The organism is Erwinia billingiae Eb661 (assembly GCF_000196615.1).
Taxonomy (GTDB): Bacteria; Pseudomonadota; Gammaproteobacteria; order Enterobacterales; family Enterobacteriaceae; genus Erwinia; species Erwinia billingiae.
In genome coordinates, this window is the sequence record NC_014306.1 from 2,428,593 (window position 1) to 2,449,268 (window position 20,676).

The window sequence follows — 20,676 nt, forward strand, 5'->3', positions numbered from 1 at the left end:
TATATGGACCAACTTCTGGCTATGCGGGTGTTCATTCGTATCACCGATGCCCGTTCGCTGGCAAAAGCGGCTGATTCGCTAAACCTCCCCCGATCCTCCGTCAGCAAGCTCCTACAGGATCTTGAGCAGCATCTCGGCGCTAAACTCATCGAACGCAGTACCCGATCTTTCACCATTACCCCGTTGGGTGAACGTTACCGGGAGCAGACGCGTGAAATACTGGCTCAACTTGATGAAATGGATACCGCCGCAAGGTACGCAAAGGTAAATCCTCAGGGAAAACTGCGCGTTGATGTTGGTTCATCACTGGCTAATGAGATCATCATTCCGGCACTGCCCGAGTTTCATGCCCGTTATCCGCAGCTTGAATTATTGCTTGGCGTCAACGATCGTCCGGCTGACCTGATAGGCGAGGGGGTTGATTGCGTCATACGTGGGGGAGTACTTCCTGACAGCTCAATGATTGGCAGACAGCTCTGCACCCTTGATTATGTCACCTGTGCCACATCGGGGTATCTTTCGGCTCATGGCACGCCTGTGCATCCGCAAGATATTAAGGATAACCACCAGACTGTACGGTATTTCTTTCCGCACTCGGGGAAATCATTGCCTTTACAGTTCAGCAACGGAACGGACGAGTTTGAAATTCACGGTAACACGGTGGTCAATATCAGTGAGAGCACGGCACTGACGGAAGCCTTGTTGACGGGAATGGGTATTGGACAGATTTTTCGCTTTAGTGCTGAGCATCATTTCCTCTCCGGTCGTTTAATTCCGCTACTGGAGGAATGGAAGCAACCTTCGCTGCCTGTGCAGTTGGTTTATCCGGCCAACCTGGCTGAGGGTGCCCATGTCTATATCACCGGCCGCAACAAAGCGGCGCTTAAGACGGTGCAGGACGAATTGGGCAGTTCGGTAACCTGTATTGAGGTTGATTCAACCCACGGCCCCGATCTTGATCGTTTGTACCGTCAAATAGAAGCGGAAGCGGGTGGACTTGATGTGGTATTTGCCAATGCGGGTGGGGGATCCATGTTGCCTTTAGGGCAGATCACGGAAGAGCATGTTGACCAGATTTTTGGCCAAAATGTGAAATCGTTGATTTTCACCGTTCAGAAAGCATTACCTCTGCTGCGCAAGGGCGCTTCAATTATCCTTGCGGGGTCCAGTGCCAGTATTGAAGGCACCGCCGCCTTCAGCGTTTACTCCGCCTCGAAAGCGGCGGTGCGCAACCTTGCGCGGAGCTGGGTACTTGATCTTAAGGGCACCGGGACGCGAGTGAATGTGCTCAGCCCGGGGCCGATACGAACGCCGTTTCTGCTCGATTTTGCCGGCGACGATCCGGCACATCAACAGGCCATGCTCGATTATCTTAATACCCGTATTCCGCTGGGTCGGATTGGCGAGCCGGAAGAGATTGCCAAAGTGGCCCTGTTTCTTGCCTCAACGGATTCGAGTTTCGTGAACGGCACTGAGCTTTTCGCCGACGGCGGACAGGCTCAGGTTTGAGCCTTTACTGAAAAGACGTTCAGTAACCGACGCCCCGGACGCCACCGGCGGCTCTCAATGATTCGCCCGTGACCCAGTGTGCATCATCAGAGGCCAGGAATACCGCAACGGGACCAATATCCTCTGGTTCGCCAAAACGGCCCAGAGGTGTTCCGGCCAGCAGCTTTTCACCCAGCTCACCGGCAAAATCCCCGTCCGTACCAGGGGTGTTGGTATGCCCCGGCAGGATCGAATTTACCCTGATCCCTTTTGCCCCCAACTCTCTGGCAAGGGCAAACGTGAGCGTATCGACCGCGCCTTTGGTGGCGGAGTAAACGCTTGAAGCCAGATACGGGTCGGTACTCAGAATCGAACTGATGTTGATAATGCTGCCAGACGGGCTGAATTGCTTTAGCGCCTCACGCGTGGCCAACAGGTAACCCAGCACATTCAGATTAAACTGCTTATGAAAGGCCTCTTCGGTCAGATCTTCAATCATTTCAAACACCGCCACGCCGGCATTATTGACCAGAATATCCACGGTGCCGAATTCCTGCCTGATCGTATCAAACATCCGCGTAATATCCGCAGACTGACTCATGTCCGCTTTTATAGCCGTAGCTTTTCCACCTTCGTCACGGATGTGCGACACTACCTTTTCCGCATCGCGTTGACTTGATGCATAGTTGACGATGACCGTAGCCCCTGCCGCAGCAAGTGCTTTAGCAATACCGGCACCGATCCCTTTAGACGCGCCGGTTACGACGGCTGTTTTGCCTGATAATTTCATTTAATGACCTTTAGATGAGTGAGAAGTTGTCGGCAAACAGTATCGGTTCTGAGGGGCATTAAGCGCGTGCCCAATCTTCCCGGATAATTGCCTGTTCTTCTCAACGCCCTTGTTTGGCGGAAATATCAGGCCTATGCTCGACGGGATGAATACAGTGATGAATGAACTTCGCAGCTACGTGTTGCCTGCTGATAATAAGTGGACAGCAACGGAGCTTCCTCGCGTCTCGATGGTCAACGCGGAAGCCTGTGCCAATCAGATCTACCAGCCTATGATGCATTTTGTCCTGCAGGGAGAGAAAACACTGTCCATTGGTGGGCAGATGTATCGCTACACTGCGGGGACGTATTTCGTGGTGCCTGTGGATATGCCGGCCACAGGGGAAATTTTCGCTGATGGTCCAGACAAGCCTTTTCAGGCGGTCAGCTTAACGTTAGATGCGCACATCATTGCCTCGCTGTTGGCCGCGAACAGTGACATGCCTGTCAGGCCTGCGAACGATAGCTATGCTCCGGTAGCCACCTCACCGGAACTGCTTGATGCCTGGCTGCGAATGATGCGATTGCTGGCGCGGCCAGGTGACGCGACAGTGCTGGCGCCGATGATTGAGCGTGAAATTTTGTTCAGAGTGTTACAAGGGCCGTCAGGTGACGTGCTGCGTAATATTGCCTGCCCGGATGGGCATTTGTCGCAGATTCGCCGTTCGATTAACTGGATACGCGATCACTATGCGGAACCTCTGCGCGCAGAGGCGTTAGCTGACATCGCGAACATGAGCGTCGCGGCCTATTATCGCCATTTCAAAGCCATCACCCATATGACCCCGATCCAGTACCAGAAACAATTACGCCTGATCCGCGCACGGTGGCTGCTGATATTTGAACCCAGCGATGTGGCGATCGTTGCCTTTTCGGTGGGTTATGAAAGTGCTTCACAATTCAGTCGTGAATATGCCCGCCTTTTTGGGCGACCTCCGGCACGCGATGCAGCGCATTTCAGGTCTTTACCCACTCTTCCGATCGCCCACCAGGGCCGTCCCACAACCGCATAACCTGCCGGATTGACCGTTCAATATCCTCAAAAGGCACACCATCGCGTGCCAGCGTGGAAACCCCGGTGAGAAAACTGTTAAAGGTGAGGCCCAGGGTTTTCGCGGACGTCCCGGCAGGCAGCTCGCCGCTCAACAGGCCGCGATTGACGCAGTGAATAAACCCGTCGCAGGTCTTTTTTCTCGATTGCTCCAGCGGGCTGAGCAGGTATTTGTGCTCATCGGTACTCACCGACATCAGGCCCAGCGTGACCATGCAGCCTTTGGGATGATCGTCTGCACACTGCATGCGTGCCGAACGTAGCAGGGTGGATTCAATGGCGTCGCGCGGCGGCAGTTCGTCCTGCCACAAGGCTTCGGTCACGCGCCCGTGTGACTGCAAATAGCAGTCAACCGCTTCCTGAAACAACTTCTCTTTTGAGCCAAACGCCGCATAAAAGCTCGGCGCGGTAATGCCGTTGCCGATCGCACTTTTCAACTGACTCAGCGAGGTCGAGTCAAAGCCGCGATCCCAGAACAGGTGCATTGCCTGTCGCACCGCTTCATCGCGATCAAACTGCCTTGGTCTGCCCGTTCTCATTCGGTTTCTCCTTTCAACTAAGTTATATACTAATCGATACATAAATATTTGACAATGCTGCGCGCCCGGGATATCTATACCAAACGATACATAATTAACTGGATACCTAAGAGAGGGCAGTTTGGCTGATATTTCTCCGGTCGCGAAGGCGACCCAACAGGACCGACTACCGGTGATGGCGCTGCTGGCACTGGCGATGACCGGCTTTATCTGCATCGTCACGGAAACCATCCCAGCCGGTCTGCTGCCGCAAATCAGCGCCGGACTGACGATTTCACTGTCGCTTGCCGGCCAGATGGTGACGGCGTACGCCGCCGGATCGCTGATTGCCGCCATCCCGTTGACCATCGCCACCCGAACCTGGCGGCGTCGCAGCGTTTTGCTGATCACAATTGTTGGATTTTTGCTGTTCAACACCCTGACCGCGCTGTCGACCAACGTGGTGCTGACGCTGGCCGCGCGTTTCCTGGCGGGCGCATCCGCCGGATTAGCCTGGAGCCTGCTGGCAGGCTACGCCCGCAGAATGGTGCCGGTTTCATTGCAGGGAAAGGCGATGGCGCTGGCGATGGTTGGTACGCCCATTGCCCTGTCGCTGGATGTGCCGTTGGGCACCTGGCTGGGGAATTTGCTGGGATGGCGGCTGACGTTTGCCGTGATGTCGGGCTTATCGGTGCTGCTGGTGGCCTGGGTTCTGCTGGCCGTGCCTGATTTTGCCGGGCAAAGCGGGCAGCAAAAAATGGCGCTGAAGAACGTCTTTACCACGCCTGGCGTGCGCCCGGTACTCGGCGTGGTGTTCACCTGGATGCTGGCCCACAACATTCTTTACACCTATATCGCCCCGTTTGTGGCACCGGCCGGACTGGAAAATAAGGTCAGCCTGATTTTGCTGATTTTTGGTCTGGCGGCGCTGGTGGGCATCTTTATCACCGGGCGGATTGTCGATCGTCATCTTCGTCTGGCCGTCTTAATTTCGCTGGCGGTGTTCGCACTTATCTCACTGATTTTCGCCGTCGCCTCAACGTCGCCTGCGGTGATTTATGCTGGCGTGGCGGTGTGGGGCCTCAGCTTTGGCGGTGCTGCCACCTTGCTGCAAACCGCGCTGGCCGATGCCGCCGGTGAAGGGGCAGACATAGCGCTGTCAATGAATGTGGTGGTGTGGAACAGCGCGATCGCCGCAGGTGGCATGAGCGGAGGAATGTTATTAGAACAGGCTGGCGTCACCTCTTTTCCCTGGGTAATGCTTATACTTTTGCTGCTGAGTTTTGCCATCGCGTCCCGCGCCAGCAAACACGGTTTCAGTAAAGCAGGCAGACCCGTTTGTTCAATCGCCAGCTCATAACAGTGGAGCTGGTCAATTCTGATTATTATCAATACATAACGAGGAATGACCATGACTGATTACACCGATAAACCCGCTACAGGCAGAAAGGTACTGATCCTGGGCGGCAGCCGCGGCATTGGCGAGGCGATCGTCCGTCGCTTTGCTGAGCAGGGCGATGACGTGGTGTTCACCTACGCCAGTTCCCAGCAGAAAGCCGAAGTCATCGCGCAGGAGACACACAGCCAGATGATCAAGCTGGACGTGTCGAACCGTGCCGAACTGGTTGAGGCCGTCGCGCAGGCGGGCGAACTGGATGTGCTGGTGTTCAACGCCGGGGTGCTGGCCGCCGGCGATCCGCTGGAGATCGATGCTGACGAAATTGAGCGGCTGTTTGTGATCAACATCCATGCCCCTTACTTCGCCGCCGTCGAAGCCGCCCGCAAAATGAAGGACGGCGGGCGCATTATCATCATTGGTTCGGTCAATGCCGACCGCGTTCCGGTCGAGGGCCTCACTGCCTATGGTGCCAGTAAATCTGCCGTTCAGGGCATGGCCCGTGGGCTGGCCAGAGATTTTGGCCCGCGCGGTATCACCGTCAACGTGGTGCAACCCGGTCCGACCGACACCGATATGAACCCGTCTGACGGGCCGATGAACGAAATGATGCACAGCTTTATGGCGATTAAACGCCATGCGCACGCCAGCGAAGTCGCCTCGATGGTGTTATGGATTGCCAGCAGTGAAGCAGGCATGGTGACCGGTACGGCCCTGACCATTGATGGTGGCTTTGGCGCCTGAGTTAGCCTTCAGGGTTGACTGAATTTCGCGCAATCAACCCGGTGACCCAGTCGGCAAACACCCTGACTTTGGTGCTGAGTTGGCGGCTGGGCGCATAGCTGAAATAGATGTCCACCGGCGGTGCCCGCCAGTCCTCGAGGACGGGCACCAGCTTGCCTGCCTTGATGGACGGGTGAATCATAAAATCCAGCGTATGAATTAAGCCAATACCCGCCAGCGCCGTCGCCAGATGGGCGTTACTCTCATTGACCATCACCTTGCAGGCGGGGGTGATCTCCAGCGATTCTCCCTGTTTGCAGAATTTCATCGGTAACAAAATGCCGGTTTGTGACGAAAAATAGCCGGCCACCGGGAAATTGCCATCCAGAATTTGCTGCGGATGCTCGGGGACGCCATAGCGTTGCAGATACGCTTTGCTGGCGCAGGTGGTCCAGCCGAACGCGCCGATTTTACGCGAGATCAATGCGCCATCAGCGGCACTGATGCGAATGGCGCCATCAATGTTCTCGCCAATCACATCGGCCGTGCGGTCGGACACGCCAACCTGCAGCTCAATATCCGGATAACGGGCACAAAAGTCTGGCAGCGCCGGGATCAACAGCAGGCTGGCGACGGCTCCACCGGTTTCGATACGTAACCGTCCCTTAGGCGTTGCCTGCGATCGACCCAGCGTGGCATCAATATCCTCAAGCTCGCTGAGCAGATGTTTGGTCCGTTCATAATATGCCGTGCCGTCGCGGGTGACGCTGACCCGCCGGGTGCTGCGTTCAAGCAGTTTTACCCCGAGATGCTTTTCCAGCGCCTGAATCGATTTGCTCAGGGTGGCATTGGGCATTTGCAGCGATTGCGCGGCTTTCGAGAACCCACCGGTTTCGACAACCCGCGCAAAGGCCCGTATGGCTTGAAGTTGATCCATGGCAGAACGCTCCCGGCTGATTATCTCTGTGGGGGAATAAAGATTTCGAATTTACGCTATTTATTCCTGAATCCGCCAGTTCTATATTCATTCCCGTACTGACAACCCAATCACTCGCGGAGAATGTCCATGAAAATTATCGACCTCAGCAATATCCACAGCAGCAAACATCAGGGAAAAATTGCGCTTGTTACCGGCGGCAGCTCGGGTATCGGTCTGGCGACCGCCATGCGTCTGGCCCGCGAGGGTGCCACGGTTGTCATCACCGGTCGTCGTCAGACTGAACTGGACAGCGCGATTGCGCAGATAGGGTCTGGCGCCACCGCGATTCAGGGCGATATCTCTGTTGCCGCAGATGTGGATCGTATTGTTGCCAGTCTCCGCGAGGCACACGGTCGTCTCGATTTACTGTTTGCCAACGCAGGTGGTGGCGAGTTTGCGCCGCTGGAGTCCATCAGCGAGGCGCAGTTCGACAAGTACTTCAACATTAACGTTAAGGGCTCGCTATTCACCATTCAGAAAACGCTGCCGCTGATGGGCGAGGGAAGTGCCATCGTAGTCACCGGTTCAATCGCCGCTAATCAGGGGATGCCCGCTTTCGGCGTGTATGCCGCGACCAAAGCCGCACTGCGCTCTTTTGTGCGCACTGCTGCCTCCGATCTTAAAGGCCGTCATATCCGCATTAATGCCATCGCTCCTGGCGTGGTGATCACCCCGGCCTATAAATCCGAATTAGGCATGAGCGATGAGGACATCGAGGGATATCTGCAGCAGGTGGCCGAGAAAACCCCGCTGGGCCGGGCTGCCAGCGCCGATGAGATGGCAAAAGCGATGTCGTTTCTGGCCTCGGACGATGCCAGCTATATCACCGGCATTGAACTGGTTGTCGATGGCGGCATGACCCAGATTTGAAGTTAGTGGGCTGTTAAGTAAAGGTCATCGCCCAGGTGATCATACCAGCAATACAGGTGGTGAAGGTCAGGGCGATCAGAAACAAAATGTCGATCCATTTATCCAGCGTTGGGCTGTGTTTCACCCCTTTAGAGCGCAGCCCCCAGTAAGACAGGATAGTGGTGATCAAATACAGGAAAGCATTGATCGCCAACATATCGTCCCCCAGCGTTCCTTCCTTTCTCAGGGTAGTCACCACCTGAAATATCCCGATTACCGTGATGCAAACGCCGACCATCCCGGCTGAGGCGGTAAATATATGCACGCAAATATCTTTTTCGACTTCGGCATTCTCACTCTCTTTGGACATGGCAATGACTCCGCGAATGGGGCTGAGGACAGGCTATTGCCAGTATAGTCCGGCAGATTTCTCTGCAAATCATCCCAGCCAATCAACTCACTTCGTGAACTCCCTCTCAGATCTGATCCTTTTCAATTGATACCGCTTGTTTATTAAATTGCGGGGTGTATATATTACACAACTTCACAAATAAACGTGAATATGGAAAGTACATTACAACCTCATTAAGGGCCTTCCTATGTCAGAACTGAAATTCGCTACACGTCTCAACTCTTTTTCATCGGGAGCGCATCTGTACTGGCCCGATCTCCAGGGCAAACCTTCAGTTCTGCAGATGATTGCCCGTGCCGGCACGGCGAAAGGCTTAACCCATCTCGATCTTAACTATCCTCAGCATATCACCAGCAATATCAGCACCATGCGTCAAGCTATCGCCGATGCCGGACTGGCGGTAAACGGCATGCAAATGCGTTGGGATGCACCGCAATTTAAGATCGGTGCCTTCACCAATCCGGATGCAAAAATTCGTCGTGAAGCCATTGAACTGACCAAGCGCGGCATCGATGCCGGCCGTGAATTCGGCTCGACGCTGATGACCTTATGGATGGGGCAGGATGGTTTTGATTACTGTTTCCAGGCGGACTATAAGAAGATTTGGGAAGACGCCGTCAGCGCCGTTCGTGAAGTTGCGGACTATGCACCGGATGTCGACGTCAGCATTGAGTACAAACCGAATGAGCCGCGCGCCTACAGCATTTTCCCCAACGTCACCTCCTGCCTGCTGGCCGTGGAAGAAGCGGGAAGCCCAAATCTCGGCATTACGCTGGACTTCGCCCACGTGTTATTCGCTAACGAAATCCCGGCTTATGCAGCGGCGATGGTTGCCCGCCGCTCGCGCCTGTTAGGGTTGGATCTCAATGATGGCTGGGGGAAACGTGACGATGGCCTGATGGCCGGTTCGGTAAACCCCCGGGCAACGCTGGAGTTCCTCTGGCAGATGCAGCGCGATGGCTATAAGGGCGCTTACTATTTCGATACCTTCCCGGATGCCAGTGGCCTGGATCCGGTCCGTGAAGCAGAAACCAATGTGCTTACCGTGAAACGTCTGCTGAAGTTATGCGACAAGCTTCACGAGAATCCTGCATTGCTGGACGCCATCAGCCGTCAGGATGCGGTCAGCTCACAACAGATTGTGAACGACATTATGCTGGCTAAAGAGTAGTCCCCGTTTCTTACCCTGCGACAATAATAAAAAAGGCTCAGAAGATGAAAAAATTCCTGCTCTCTGTACTCGCATCCTCACTGCTTTGTTCCACCGTCTATGCGGCTGAACTTGCCCCGCTGAAGTCCGACACCGAACCCGATCGTACCGACTGGACCCAGCTCGACAGCAAATACGGCGCAATACCGAAGGTTGAAGGCAATCTGATGATTGGCGGCGTCTCGAAAACCCTGACCAATGAATACTGGCGCTCGCTGGGTCAGGGTTATCAGAACGGTGCGAAGAAATACGGTTTTACCGTGGCCTATCAGGCGGCGGCCAATGAAGACGATCAGATGGGTCAGCTGTCGATCGCGGAAACCATGATCTCCCAGGGATTTAAGGGTCTGCTGGTTTCGCCGCAGACCGATATCAATCTGGAACCGGCGCTGGAAAGTGCCAACAGCAAAAAGATCCCGGTAGTTAACGTCAACGATGCGGTGATGCCCAATGCCCAGTATTACGTCGGGAACGTGCAGAAAGACAACGGTGTGCGGGTAGCAAAATGGTTTATTCAGCACCATCCGCAGGGCGGTAACGTCGCCATTATAGAAGGTCAGCCGGGCGTGTATGCGGCAGGCCAGCGCACCAGCGGCTTCAAAGAAACCTTACAGGCTAACGGTAAATTCACCATCGTGGCCAGCGTGCCGGCTAACTGGAGCCGTGAAACGGCCTACAACGCGGCATCGACCATCTTACAGCAGCATCCTGATTTGATTGGCTTTTACGCCAACAATGACACCATGGCGCTGGGGGTGGTTGAAGCGGTGCGTTCACTGGATAAAGCCAAACAGACCGCCGTCTTCGGCACCGATGGTATTTCAGATGCTTACGCCTCGATTAAACGCGGCGAGCTGACCGGCACGGTTGACAGCTTCCCGGTGCTGACCGGCGAAGTGGCGATGGATGTGATGGTACGGTTGATTGGTGGACAGAAACTGTCCCGCGTGATTTCAACGCCACAGGCGCTGATCACCAAGGAAAATGCCGACGCGTTCTCCACCAAAGATAACGTGAAATTACGTCAGCTGTTAGCGCAGCAATAAGTCAGGCGGAGAGTGTATGGAACAGTATCGCTTAACGATGCGCGGCATCAGCAAGACCTACGGCAGTGCCGCTGCGTTACAAAATGTGGACTTTACTGTCAGGCCTGGTGAAGTGCATGCGCTGATTGGTGAAAATGGTGCGGGCAAATCGACGCTGTTGAACATTCTTTCTGGCGTGCGCAACGCCGACAGTGGTGAGATCAGCGTGAACGGGGTGCCGGTGCAGATGAAAAATCCGCTCAGTGCCCGCCATGCCGGCATCGCCATGATCCATCAGGAGTTACAGCATGTTCCTGAACTTTCCGTCGCGCAGAATATGTTTCTCGGTCGCCCGCTTACCAAAGCGAACGGCATGTGGATTGACAAAAAGGCGCAGGTTGCGCGGGCCACCTTCATCTTAAGAACGCTGGATCCGACTATCGATCCTAACGAACCGATCAAAAATCTGAAGGTGTCGCAACAGCAGATCGTTGAGATTGCCCGCGCCATGCTGGATGACGCCAAAATCATCGCCATGGATGAGCCGACGTCCAGCCTGACGCCAACGGAATTCGATCGGCTGGCGGAGTTGATTAGCGATCTGAAGTCGATGGGCGTGTCGCTGATTTACGTCTCGCACAAGATGAACGAGATTTTTCGGGTCTGCGATCGCGCCACCATCATGCGTGATGGTCAGCAGGTTGGCGTGGTTAACCTCTGTGACGAAACCGAGGAAACTATCGTCGCCAAAATGGTGGGCCGTAAAATCGAGAAGCTGGATCACAACGCGTATGTCACCGAGCGTGTGGTGCTGCAGGTGGAAAACGTCACGCGCGGAACCGAGATTAAAGCCACCAACTTCACCGTCCGCGCCGGCGAAGTGCTGGGCATTGCCGGGCTGGTGGGCGCAGGGCGGACCGAACTGCTGAAACTTATTGCCGGCATTGATAAGCGCAGCAGCGGCAGCGTGATGGTCAACGGTAGCCCGGTAAGTAATCATAACGTCACCGCCGCCATTCGCGCGGGGATCGGGCTGGTCCCGGAAGATCGTAAGAAAGAGGGCATTATTAAAGAACGTGCGGTGAAAATGAATATGGCGTTGCCTTCAATGTTTAAATTCACCAAAGCGGGCATTATCCGCCGAAATAAACTCAACCTTGTCGCCCATGAAGTGATGAGCGAATTAAATCTTCGGCCGCTGGATATTGAAAAAACCATTGGCACGCTCAGCGGCGGTAATCAGCAAAAGGTGATTATCGGTCGCTGGGTGGCAGCCGATGCCAAAGTGTTTTTATTTGATGAGCCAACCCGGGGAATCGATATTGGCGCCAAGTCCGAAATCTACAATTTAATCGAAAAATTAGCTAAGGCCGGCAAAGCCATCGTGGTCGTCTCTTCAGAAATGACCGAGATCATTCGGATATCTGACCGCGTACTGGTAATGAGAGAAGGGAAGATCACCAAGGAACTCAGCGGTGAAGCTATAACGGAAGAAAATATTGCCCGTTATGCGATTAAAGATACTGAAACCGTTTAGCGTTTAAACCTGATTTTATAAAGGCCCTAAAATGATGACTCAACCAACAAGTCGACCGTTTACGCCTGCTTCATCATTGATTAAATTCAATGTGCGCGATGCAGGAACTCTGATCGGATTACTTATTATTGTGATCACCTTCTCATTTTTGTCACCGGTATTTTTTACCCTGCCAAATTTGCTGAATATTTTACAACAGTCTTCCATAAACGCATTGATTGCGATGGGCATGACGCTGGTGATTATATCCGGTGGTATTGACCTGTCCGTCGGGCCAACCGCCGCGCTTTCAGCGGTATTAGGCGCCACCTTGATGGTCTCTGGCGTTCCGGTACCACTGGCCATTATCGCCACGCTGGGCGTGGGTGCGGTCTGTGGCGTATTTAGCGGATCGTTAATCGCCTATGCCGGACTGCAACCGTTTATCGTCACGCTAGGCGGGCTTTCTCTGTTCCGCGCCATTGCGTTGATCTATACCGGCGGCAACCCCGTGTTCGGCATTCCTTCTGAGTTTCGTAGCATCATCAACAGTTCGATTTTCAGCATTCCCACGCCGATTATCATTGTGGCGGTGATTGCGGTCGTGCTGTGGACGGTGATGAATAAAACGCCGCTGGGTGAGTTTATCCTCGCCATTGGCGGCAATGAGGAGGCCGCGCGCGTGGCCGGCGTGCCGGTGAAACGCACCAAGGTCACGGTCTACGTGATTTCTGGAACCTTAGCCTCGCTGGCGTCGCTGATTCTGATTGGCCGACTGGGCGCGGCCGAACCGACCATCGGTAACCTGTGGGAGCTGGATGCTATCGCGGCAGCAGCCATTGGCGGCGCGTCATTGATGGGCGGTAAGGGCAGCATGTTTGGCACCATCATCGGGGTCATTATTTTAGGGGCATTACGTAACGGCTTGACCTTGCTAAATATTCAGGCTTTTTATCAGTTGCTTGCCACAGGCCTTATTATTATCATAGCGATGTTGATTGACCGAGCGACCCGAGGCAAGTAATGAAGCAAGATCCACGAGCCATTGGTGCTCAAATTCGTATGCGTTTGCCGCAACTGACGCCTTTAGAACGCCGTGTGGTTGAATCAATTACGGCGAGGACGGATATTACCGAACAAACCTCTTTAAAAGAGATTGCGCTGGAAAATAACGTCTCCGAGGCGATGATTGTTAAAATCACCAAAAAGCTCAGCTTTACGGGCTTCAGAAACTTCAGAAGCAGCCTGGTTTATTATAATCAGTCTGAAGTGGCAAGTTTGCATGCGGAAATAGAGCCGGATGACTCGTCGGAACAATTACTGGCAAAAGTATTCAGAACCTCCATTCAGGCAATAGAAGAAACGCTGTCTATTCTGGATATTTCTGAATTCAACCGCGCTGCGGACATTATATTTAAGGCGCGCCATATCGATCTTTATGCTGTCGGGGGATCCGCCGCTGTCGCGCGCGATCTTTCGCATAAGATGCTTAAGATCGGTATTAAATCGTCGGCCTATGACGATGCGCATATTATGTTGATGTCGGCGGCGGTGTTATCTGACGATGATGTGGTGATTGCTATCAGCCATTCGGGTGCCACGCGTGCCGTTAATGACCCCGTCAAACTGGCGGCGCGCAATGGGGCCAAGGTGATTGCCATTACCAACTATGCCGAGTCGCCCATTGCGCGAAGTGCGCATGTCGTGCTCAATTCAACCTCTCAGGGATCGCATCTGTTAGGGGAAAATGCCGCGTCACGCATTGCCCAGCTGAATATCCTGGATGCACTGTTTGTGGCCATCGCCAAGAAAGACTTGAAGCGGGCAGAGAAAAACCTGACTAAAACACAGCATGCGGTTCAGAACCTTCGGGAATTCTAACCATGAACAAGATCGTTGTTACCGGCAGCCTGCACTACGACATTATGCTGGATGCCCATCATCGCCCGGAAAAAGGCGAAACCGTGATGGGGTCGGCGTGCCGCTATAAGTTTGGTGGCAAGGGCGGCAATCAGGCGATCGCGGCCGCGCTGGCCGGCTCAAACGTGATCTTCGCCGGCGCGGTGGGAAACGACGAGCAGGGCACTTTTCTGCTTAAGATGCTGCAGGGCGCGGGCGTGAATACCGACGCAGTGGCGGTGATAGCGTCCGTGCCGTCTGGGATGAGCGTCGCCATTACCGATGCGGAAGGCGATTACGGTGCGGTGGTGGTCTCCAATGCCAATCTGCATATTCCGCAGACGGTATTTGATCGCGACGCTTTCTGGCAGGATGTGTCGCTGCTGATTTTACAAAATGAAGTCGCGGAAGCGCTTAACGTCCATGCCGCGCAGCAAGCGAAAAAGCGCGGCATTACCGTGTGCATTAACGCCGCGCCAGCCCGTCTGCTGAGTCCGCAGTTGCAGGAAAACATCGATGTGCTGATCGTTAACGCCATCGAAGCCCGCGATATGTGTGCGGTTGTGGTCAGCGATCTGGCTTCGGCGAAGCAGGCGGCTGAAGTGCTGTCAGCAACCTATTCTCAGGTGGTGGTGACGGCCGGTGAGCATGGCGTTGCCTGGTGCGTGCAGGCGGAAGAGAGTCAGTCAATGGCGGCGAAGAAGATCACCCTGGTCAGCACCCATGGTGCGGGCGACTGCTTTACCGGCGTGTTGTGTTCGGCGCTGGCCAACGGTAAACCCTTAGGTGACGCGGTTGTCAGCGCCAATGAGGCGGCTGCAGCGCATGTCTCCAAAGTGGCGGTTGAACTCAGCCCGGTTTAAGGGCGATTCTAATCAGCAAGACCGGAACCTCTCCGGTCTTGCTAGGCATAGTTTTCCTGGGTATAGACCATAAAGGTCACCTTCCCGCGATCAAAATCTTCAGGCACGTCCCCTTGTTCGAGATAGCCCAGCAGGATATCCACCGCCAGCTGGGCGTGGCGAACGGAATTCTGATCCAGCGTCAGCGCCAGCGCTTTTTTGGCGAACAGCGCTTTGGTGGTGGAATAGAGTTCATGGGTGATTAAGGTGCAGGAATCGGTGAGGCGATGCCGCGCTAACGCCTGGCTGATCTCGGTGTTACCCAGCCCGGTATTGTACAGGCCCACCACGTTGGCAGACTGCGCCAGCTGCTTTTCCAGCAGCTTGCTGATGGTGATGCGGCTCTCCTGACCGGCCAGCACCTCCCGTAAGGCGATCTGCGGGAAGCGCTCCTCAAGAACATCGCGAAAGCCCTGAATGCGCTGCTGATGCGCGCGATACTCAAAGCGTCCGCTGACGACAATCACCTCACCTTGCTGTTTGATCATGCTGCCCATCATCAACCCGGCGGTGCGGCCGGCCTGCAACTGGTTAATGCCAACGTGACACAGCCTTTCCGCGCCGGGCAGATCGGTCACGATGGTGATCACCGGCACGTCGCGTTGTTTGCAGAGTTGCAGAGCTTCATAAATCGCCGGATGTTCATGCGCAAAAACAATCAACCCGTCGCGGGTTTTGCTGCGCTCACCAATCAGCGTCGCCAGCCTGTCCGGACGCGATTCGGGCACAAACGTGCGGTGCAGCACAATGCGGCGATAACCCAGACGGGTGGCGATGGCGGCAAAGTCGATAGCCAACTGTTTGAAGAAAAACGAGTCGTTACCGCTTAACAACACTTCTATCTGCCAGGCATGCCGGTGCTCCTCGGGCAGAATGCGCTTCAGTCCGGCCTCACGTGCGGCCTGCAGGACCTTTTGCGTGGTACGCGGCGAGACGCCGCCACGCTCATTAAGCACGCGATCGACCGTTGCCACGCCGACACCTGCCAGTTCAGCCAGCATCTCCAGAGTGATTGTTTTCATTGCCGTTCCTGTTGAGGGAATTCCATCAAAACACGCGTTCCTCAGGGTAAGCCAGCAGGCTATTTTGGCAACGACTTTATTGCTGAACTTTGACCTGCAGACAGGAATACACCATGACTGAGAAAAAACGTTTTGCCCTGATTGGCTGTGGCTTTATCGGCCAGGTACACGCTGCGAACCTGGCGGCCCATCCGGGCATTGAGCTGGCGATGGTAGCCGATGTGGACCGCGCTCGCGCCAGCGCAATCGCCGCACAATTTCACAGCCAGGCTGGCGAGGTCAGTGCCGCCATCAATAGCGACAATATTGACGCGGTGCTGATCGCCAGCGCAACGCCGTCCCATGCGGAGCTGCTGGAAGCCGCCGCACGGGCCGGTAAAGCAGTCTATTGCGAAAAGCCGATCGATTTATCGCTGGAACGGGCCAACCGCGTGGTAGAGAAAGTGCTGCCCCTGAATGCAAAAATCACCGTAGGTTTCAACCGCCGTTTTGACAGCAGCCATCAGCAGTTAAAACGCCAGCTGCAGCTGGGCACCCTTGGTCGTCCTGAACTGATTCAGATGGTCTGCCGCGCGTCTGAATTGCCGCCGCTCAGCTACCTGCAGTCTTCCGGTGGGCAGATGCGGGACCAGGCCATCCACTTCTTCGATCTTCTGCGCTGGCTGACCGACGATGAGGTGGTTTCGATTGGGGCGATGGGTGCCGCGCTGGCGATGCCGGCCATCGGTGAATTTGGTGATGTCGACACCTCGGTGCTGATTATGCAGATGCGTCAGGGCGGATTGGCGCAGCTGGATAACACCCGCCGCACCGGCTATGGCTACGATGAACGCATCAGCGTGATGGGTGAGAAAGGGCTGGCAGAGTCCGGTTCTCAAAGTCCGCATGGGATGACGCTGTATCAGGGCAACACCATCGCCAAACCGGGGCTGTACCCGGACTGGTTCACCCGCGTGCAGGCAACGTACTATCAGCATCTGGATGCGTTTGTGCGTTATCTGCATGGGGAAGCGGTCGCTGACTTGCCAGGTTTACTGGATGGCATTCAGGCGCAAGCCATTGCAGAAGCGGCGGTGAAATCTCTGGCAACCCGGACCTTTTGCCCGGTAGGGTTGATGCGGTAGAAAAAAACAACCCGGTCAACAGCGCTGAGGATGTTGACCGGGTTGGCGTTAACGCCAGAATCGCGCGGTTTAGCGCTCTTCGTTAAACACGATCCCCAGCTGTCCCCGCACGGTATCCATGGTGGATAGGGTCATTAATGCCGTGGCAAGCGGGCGAACAGGTGAATCCGTTAATCCCTGACCGACACACCAGGCAAAATGCTGGATCTCATGATTAAGCTGCGTGTAGCGGTTCAGCGGTTCTTCCCAGCGTAATGATTTATTGCCCTGGCTTGAGGTTAATACAAAGCCACCCGGCGCGTAAAATTGACCGTCCAACACCAGCGTAGCATCGCGGCCGGCAATAATCGCTTTGCCCGGAGTATTGCTGAATAACGTGGTGTTCAACACCGAATGCATGCCGTTGGCATGTTCAAACAGCATCGACGCCTGACCGTTGATATTGCCTTCAGCCTGCTGACCGCTGGACTGAATACGCTCGGGCGCGCCGGCCACCATCACGCTCAGTGAAATCAGATAGCTGCCTAAGTCCATCATCGGTCCACCGGCCAGATCGGCATTGAATATGCGGTGATCCTGGGTGAAAAACTCACCATGATCGGCAATCAGGGTATGCAGATCGCCCAATGCGCCATCCGCCAACAGTTGCCTCAGCACATCGTATTTTGGCGCAAAGTCGCACCACATGCCTTCCATACAGAGCACGCCCTGACGCTGCGCTTTCGCCTGTAACGCCGCGCCTTCTTTGGCATTCAATGCCAGCGGCTTCTCAATCAGCACGTGCTTGCCCGCTTTCAACACGCGCAAACCATCCGGGAAATGATGATTGTGCGGCGTGGCGATATATACCGCGTCCAGATCGTTCATCGCCAGCATCTCGTCGACGTTGCTGAATGCCGCCGGGATCGTCCAACGATCGGCGAATGCCCGTGCCTTATCGCCATTACGTGCGGCTACCGCAACCAGCTGTTGCCCGGTGTGTTCTTTTAACGCGCGGGCAAAATGATCGGCGATCCAGCCGGGGCCGATAATGCCCCAGCGCAGGACCGGTATGGACTGCGCTGACGGCAGGCGGGGTACGGGTAAAGAAGAGGGAAACATACTAACTCCTTGTTGCGATGCCGGTTCAACGGTTATTCGCCACGTGAACCCATTGATGGGAGTCCATGGACTGCTCGATAGCGGTCAGGATCTGTTGATTTTGTAAACCAAACGCAAAATTCGGATAACAATCTTCGTTGCTGCAAATGCCCTGTACCAGGTCGTGGACTTCAATGACCTTCACGTCAAAATAGCCCAGTCCGCCGCCGCCAAAATCAAAGCCGAAGAAGCCCGCATAGGCCGGGATCTGGCTGCCTGCGTACAGGGTCTTAAATCCGCGATCGTGTTTGTCGTCGTTGAAGCGATAAACCTGCAGCTCGTTAAAACGTTCACCGTCCATGTAGATCGTGCCTTCGGTGCCGGAGACTTCCCAGAACACACCAAAAATACGTCCTGCGGCAATGCGCGACGCTTCAATCACGCCGCTGGCGCCGCTGGCGAAGCTCACCAGGCACTGAACCTGGTCATCATTCTCGACTTCGCGGCGTTCGGCGTTTTCATCGGTGCGGCTGGCATAGCCGGCATCCACCTGGGGAACCGGGCGCTGACGCAGATAGGTCTGCGCACTGGCGGTGACCTCGCGGATACCGCCCATCAGAAACTGCGCTACGGAGAGCGTATGTGCGCCCAGGTCGCCCAGCGAACCGCTGCCGCCCAGTTTTTTGGAACAACGCCATGACCATGGCAGTTCCGGATCGTTATAAAAGCCCTGATCGAAGGTGCCGCGAAAACGGATCGGCGTGCCGATATCGCCACGTTCGATAATCTGCTTTGCCAGCAGGGCTGCGGGGGTTTTGATATTGTTAAATGCCACCATGGTTTTCACGCCGGCTTTTTCTGCCGCCTGCGTCATTTCCAGCGCTTCCTCAGTGCTGACCGCCAGCGGCTTTTCACAATAGACATGCTTGCCGGCCGCAATCGCCGCCAGCGCCATCTCAAAATGCAGATGGTTAGGGGAAGTGATATCCACCACGTCGACATGCGGGTCGGCCACCAAATCACGCCAGTTGCCGTAGGCTTTTTCTGCGCCAAAGCGTGCGGCATTTTCATCGGCCAGGGTCTGATTCTGATCGGCCAGCGCATACAGGTTTGGGCGTTTCGGCAGGTCGGGATAGATCATTGCCGCACGACGGTAGGCATCGGCATGCGCCTGTCCCATAAAGCCAGAGCCGATCAGGCCAATATTCAGCGTCTCTTTCATTGCGCGGTTTCCTCGACATCGGCAGAAAGTTGAAAAGTGTTTTGTGCCCAGCGAAACGCGCGGGAAACGGCGGCAAACGGCTCTTCTTTTTGCGGGTCCTGTTCGGCTTCGACAATCAGCCAGCCCTGGTAACCCGAATTGGCCACAAACTCAATCAGCGGGGCATAGTCGATGCAGCCTTCGCCCGGCACGGTGAACAGCCCGGCACGGACCGCATCATTAAAGCTGAGATCGTCCTGCTGCACCTGGCGCAAAACGTCCGGGCGGACATCTTTCAGATGTATATGTACCACGCGATGGCCAAACCGTTCGATCGTCTGGGCCAGATTGACGCCGCCTGCAAAGGCGTGACCGGAGTCGAGCACCAGCCCAACGTTGTCCGAGGTTTTCGCCAGAAACTCCTGAAGCTCATCATGCTGTTCAACCAGCATCATCAGATGGTGGTGATAGGCCAGCTTCAGGCCAAACTCGCGCAGCAGAATGTTGGCAAACTCGCTCACCTTGCGGGCATAGTCATCAATATCAACGCAGCTCAACACCGGCGAAAGGGAAAGCGGTTCGTCCAGCGGATGGCTGCCCGGCATTTTGCCGCATTCGCCATACACCATTACTTTTGCCCCCAGCGCTTTAAGCAAGGCGGCATGGGGCTGAACGGCAGCGACTTCTTCCGCCACACTGCGGTCGGCAAGGAATCCGCTGTGCCAGCCGGATGCCAGCCGCAGATTCACCTCTTTCAGTAACGGCGCTAATTGCGCGGCAGTACGCGGAAATTTCCTGCCCAGTTCAATACCCTGATAACCGGCGGATGCCGCCTGGCTCAGACAGGTTTCTAATGAGATGTTGTCGCCCAAATCGAGCAGGACATCATTGGTCCAACTGAGTGGGCTGACACCTAACTGAATGCATGAATTCATGGGAATACAGGCTCCTTACGGCTTAAGTTGAAGACACTATAAAGAGAGTAATAACAGGAACGTTATCGCTTCAATGATGGAAAACCATCAATTGGGTTGGCGTACGGATTCAGCGGTGAAAAGTGTGATCAAAAGGAGGTTTCCAACAGGGCACGACGTTAAACAAAATGGACGGCTGCGGGTGGTCAATAAAATAACGCCACGACTATTACAGCTTTACAGTCATTCCTGTTAATCAAATGTTTAAGCGATGTAGGGAGATTTGATTGATGTGATTAAATAATTAATTCTTTCGATGTTAGAAAAGAATAATTTATAAAATACTGTGATCAAGCGCGAGTTGTTAAGCAAAATTTACAGGAATCAAGGTGGACAGAACAACCGGGTAATCACTACAATGGCTCCCTAAAATTTTTGGAAATTTTTGGTACGAGCAATCGATAACATTGGCACGTACTAAACGTAACAAGTATAGAAAAATTAGGATCGCGAATGCGTAACAGGCGCTGGAAAATGCA

Annotated in this window: 20 protein-coding genes; 12 read left to right on the forward strand and 8 right to left on the reverse strand. The window is 54.7% G+C overall.

Features of this window, described 5'->3' with window-relative positions; all coding sequences use genetic code 11:
- Positions 1 to 3: 3 nt before the first annotated feature.
- The gene (locus tag EBC_RS25120; RefSeq protein WP_013202170.1) at positions 4 to 1,509 is read left to right on the forward strand and encodes an SDR family oxidoreductase; all 1,506 of its coding nucleotides are present in this window, start codon (positions 4 to 6) and stop codon (positions 1,507 to 1,509) included.
- A 19-nt stretch (positions 1,510 to 1,528) separates the two neighbouring features.
- On the opposite strand, the gene EBC_RS12575 is transcribed toward EBC_RS25120, so the two are convergent.
- Positions 1,529 to 2,278 carry a glucose 1-dehydrogenase gene (locus EBC_RS12575; protein ID WP_013202171.1) on the reverse strand — a complete coding sequence of 250 codons (750 nt, stop codon included), beginning with the start codon at positions 2,276 to 2,278 and terminating at the stop codon, positions 1,529 to 1,531.
- Positions 2,279 to 2,411: 133 nt separating this feature from the next.
- On the opposite strand from EBC_RS12575, the gene EBC_RS12580 reads away from it, so the two are divergent.
- Entirely contained in the window at positions 2,412 to 3,329 is a 918-nt protein-coding gene (locus EBC_RS12580) for an AraC family transcriptional regulator (protein ID WP_231853693.1), read from the forward strand.
- Here EBC_RS12580 and EBC_RS12585 read toward each other — a convergent pair.
- A complete protein-coding gene (locus EBC_RS12585; protein ID WP_013202173.1) occupies positions 3,274 to 3,906 on the reverse strand; it encodes a TetR/AcrR family transcriptional regulator in 633 nt (210 codons plus the stop codon). The genes EBC_RS12580 and EBC_RS12585 overlap by 56 nt on opposite strands.
- 175 nt (positions 3,907 to 4,081) lie before the next feature.
- Between EBC_RS12585 and EBC_RS12590 the strand changes: the two genes are divergently transcribed.
- Together EBC_RS12590 and bdcA are read left to right on the forward strand one after the other, a co-directional pair.
- A complete protein-coding gene (locus EBC_RS12590; RefSeq protein WP_013202174.1) occupies positions 4,082 to 5,245 on the forward strand; it encodes an MFS transporter in 1,164 nt (387 codons plus the stop codon).
- A 51-nt stretch (positions 5,246 to 5,296) separates the two neighbouring features.
- Positions 5,297 to 6,025, forward strand: a complete 729-nt coding sequence (bdcA, locus tag EBC_RS12595) for an SDR family oxidoreductase (protein WP_013202175.1) — start codon at positions 5,297 to 5,299, stop codon at positions 6,023 to 6,025.
- Position 6,026: 1 nt separating this feature from the next.
- Here the strand turns inward: bdcA and EBC_RS12600 are convergent, their stop codons facing one another.
- The gene (locus EBC_RS12600; RefSeq protein WP_013202176.1) at positions 6,027 to 6,941 is read right to left on the reverse strand and encodes a LysR family transcriptional regulator; all 915 of its coding nucleotides are present in this window, start codon (positions 6,939 to 6,941) and stop codon (positions 6,027 to 6,029) included.
- A 129-nt stretch (positions 6,942 to 7,070) separates the two neighbouring features.
- On the opposite strand from EBC_RS12600, the gene EBC_RS12605 reads away from it, so the two are divergent.
- The gene (locus EBC_RS12605) at positions 7,071 to 7,853 is read left to right on the forward strand and encodes a glucose 1-dehydrogenase (protein WP_013202177.1); all 783 of its coding nucleotides are present in this window, start codon (positions 7,071 to 7,073) and stop codon (positions 7,851 to 7,853) included.
- 13 nt (positions 7,854 to 7,866) lie between these two features.
- On the opposite strand, the gene EBC_RS12610 is transcribed toward EBC_RS12605, so the two are convergent.
- Complete coding sequence (locus EBC_RS12610; protein WP_013202178.1) at positions 7,867 to 8,202, reverse strand: hypothetical protein; 336 nt, start codon at positions 8,200 to 8,202, stop codon at positions 7,867 to 7,869.
- A 229-nt stretch (positions 8,203 to 8,431) separates the two neighbouring features.
- On the opposite strand from EBC_RS12610, the gene EBC_RS12615 reads away from it, so the two are divergent.
- Genes EBC_RS12615 through EBC_RS12640 form a run of 6 tightly spaced genes read left to right on the forward strand, consistent with a single transcriptional unit; the run spans position 8,432 to position 14,757 of the window.
- A complete protein-coding gene (locus EBC_RS12615) occupies positions 8,432 to 9,415 on the forward strand; it encodes a TIM barrel protein (protein ID WP_013202179.1) in 984 nt (327 codons plus the stop codon).
- Between the two features lie 44 nt (positions 9,416 to 9,459).
- Positions 9,460 to 10,500 (forward strand): sugar ABC transporter substrate-binding protein, encoded by a 1,041-nt coding sequence (locus tag EBC_RS12620; RefSeq protein WP_013202180.1) that lies wholly within the window; start codon positions 9,460 to 9,462, stop codon positions 10,498 to 10,500.
- A 16-nt stretch (positions 10,501 to 10,516) separates the two neighbouring features.
- On the forward strand, positions 10,517 to 12,016 hold the full coding sequence (locus tag EBC_RS12625; RefSeq protein ID WP_013202181.1) for a sugar ABC transporter ATP-binding protein: 1,500 nt from the start codon (positions 10,517 to 10,519) through the stop codon (positions 12,014 to 12,016).
- Positions 12,017 to 12,047: 31 nt separating this feature from the next.
- Positions 12,048 to 13,019 (forward strand): ABC transporter permease, encoded by a 972-nt coding sequence (locus EBC_RS12630; RefSeq protein ID WP_013202182.1) that lies wholly within the window; start codon positions 12,048 to 12,050, stop codon positions 13,017 to 13,019.
- Complete coding sequence (locus EBC_RS12635) at positions 13,019 to 13,876, forward strand: MurR/RpiR family transcriptional regulator (RefSeq protein ID WP_013202183.1); 858 nt, start codon at positions 13,019 to 13,021, stop codon at positions 13,874 to 13,876. Before EBC_RS12630 ends, EBC_RS12635 begins: the two co-directional genes overlap by 1 nt.
- A 2-nt stretch (positions 13,877 to 13,878) precedes the next feature.
- Positions 13,879 to 14,757: a ribokinase gene (locus tag EBC_RS12640; RefSeq protein ID WP_013202184.1), complete on the forward strand. Its 879-nt coding sequence runs from the start codon at positions 13,879 to 13,881 to the stop codon at positions 14,755 to 14,757.
- A 41-nt stretch (positions 14,758 to 14,798) separates the two neighbouring features.
- Here EBC_RS12640 and EBC_RS12645 read toward each other — a convergent pair whose 3' ends face one another.
- Positions 14,799 to 15,818: a LacI family DNA-binding transcriptional regulator gene (locus EBC_RS12645; protein ID WP_013202185.1), complete on the reverse strand. Its 1,020-nt coding sequence runs from the start codon at positions 15,816 to 15,818 to the stop codon at positions 14,799 to 14,801.
- A gap of 113 nt (positions 15,819 to 15,931) precedes the next feature.
- Between EBC_RS12645 and EBC_RS12650 the strand changes: the two genes are divergently transcribed.
- Positions 15,932 to 16,942 (forward strand): Gfo/Idh/MocA family oxidoreductase, encoded by a 1,011-nt coding sequence (locus tag EBC_RS12650; protein WP_013202186.1) that lies wholly within the window; start codon positions 15,932 to 15,934, stop codon positions 16,940 to 16,942.
- Positions 16,943 to 17,011: 69 nt separating this feature from the next.
- Here EBC_RS12650 and EBC_RS12655 read toward each other — a convergent pair whose 3' ends face one another.
- Genes EBC_RS12655 through iolE form a run of 3 tightly spaced genes read right to left on the reverse strand, consistent with a single transcriptional unit; the run spans position 17,012 to position 20,158 of the window.
- Positions 17,012 to 18,043: a Gfo/Idh/MocA family protein gene (locus EBC_RS12655; protein ID WP_013202187.1), complete on the reverse strand. Its 1,032-nt coding sequence runs from the start codon at positions 18,041 to 18,043 to the stop codon at positions 17,012 to 17,014.
- Between the two features lie 25 nt (positions 18,044 to 18,068).
- A complete protein-coding gene (locus EBC_RS12660) occupies positions 18,069 to 19,244 on the reverse strand; it encodes a Gfo/Idh/MocA family protein (protein WP_013202188.1) in 1,176 nt (391 codons plus the stop codon).
- The gene (gene iolE / locus EBC_RS12665) at positions 19,241 to 20,158 is read right to left on the reverse strand and encodes a myo-inosose-2 dehydratase (protein ID WP_013202189.1); all 918 of its coding nucleotides are present in this window, start codon (positions 20,156 to 20,158) and stop codon (positions 19,241 to 19,243) included. Before iolE ends, EBC_RS12660 begins: the two co-directional genes overlap by 4 nt.
- Positions 20,159 to 20,676: the final 518 nt, after the last annotated feature.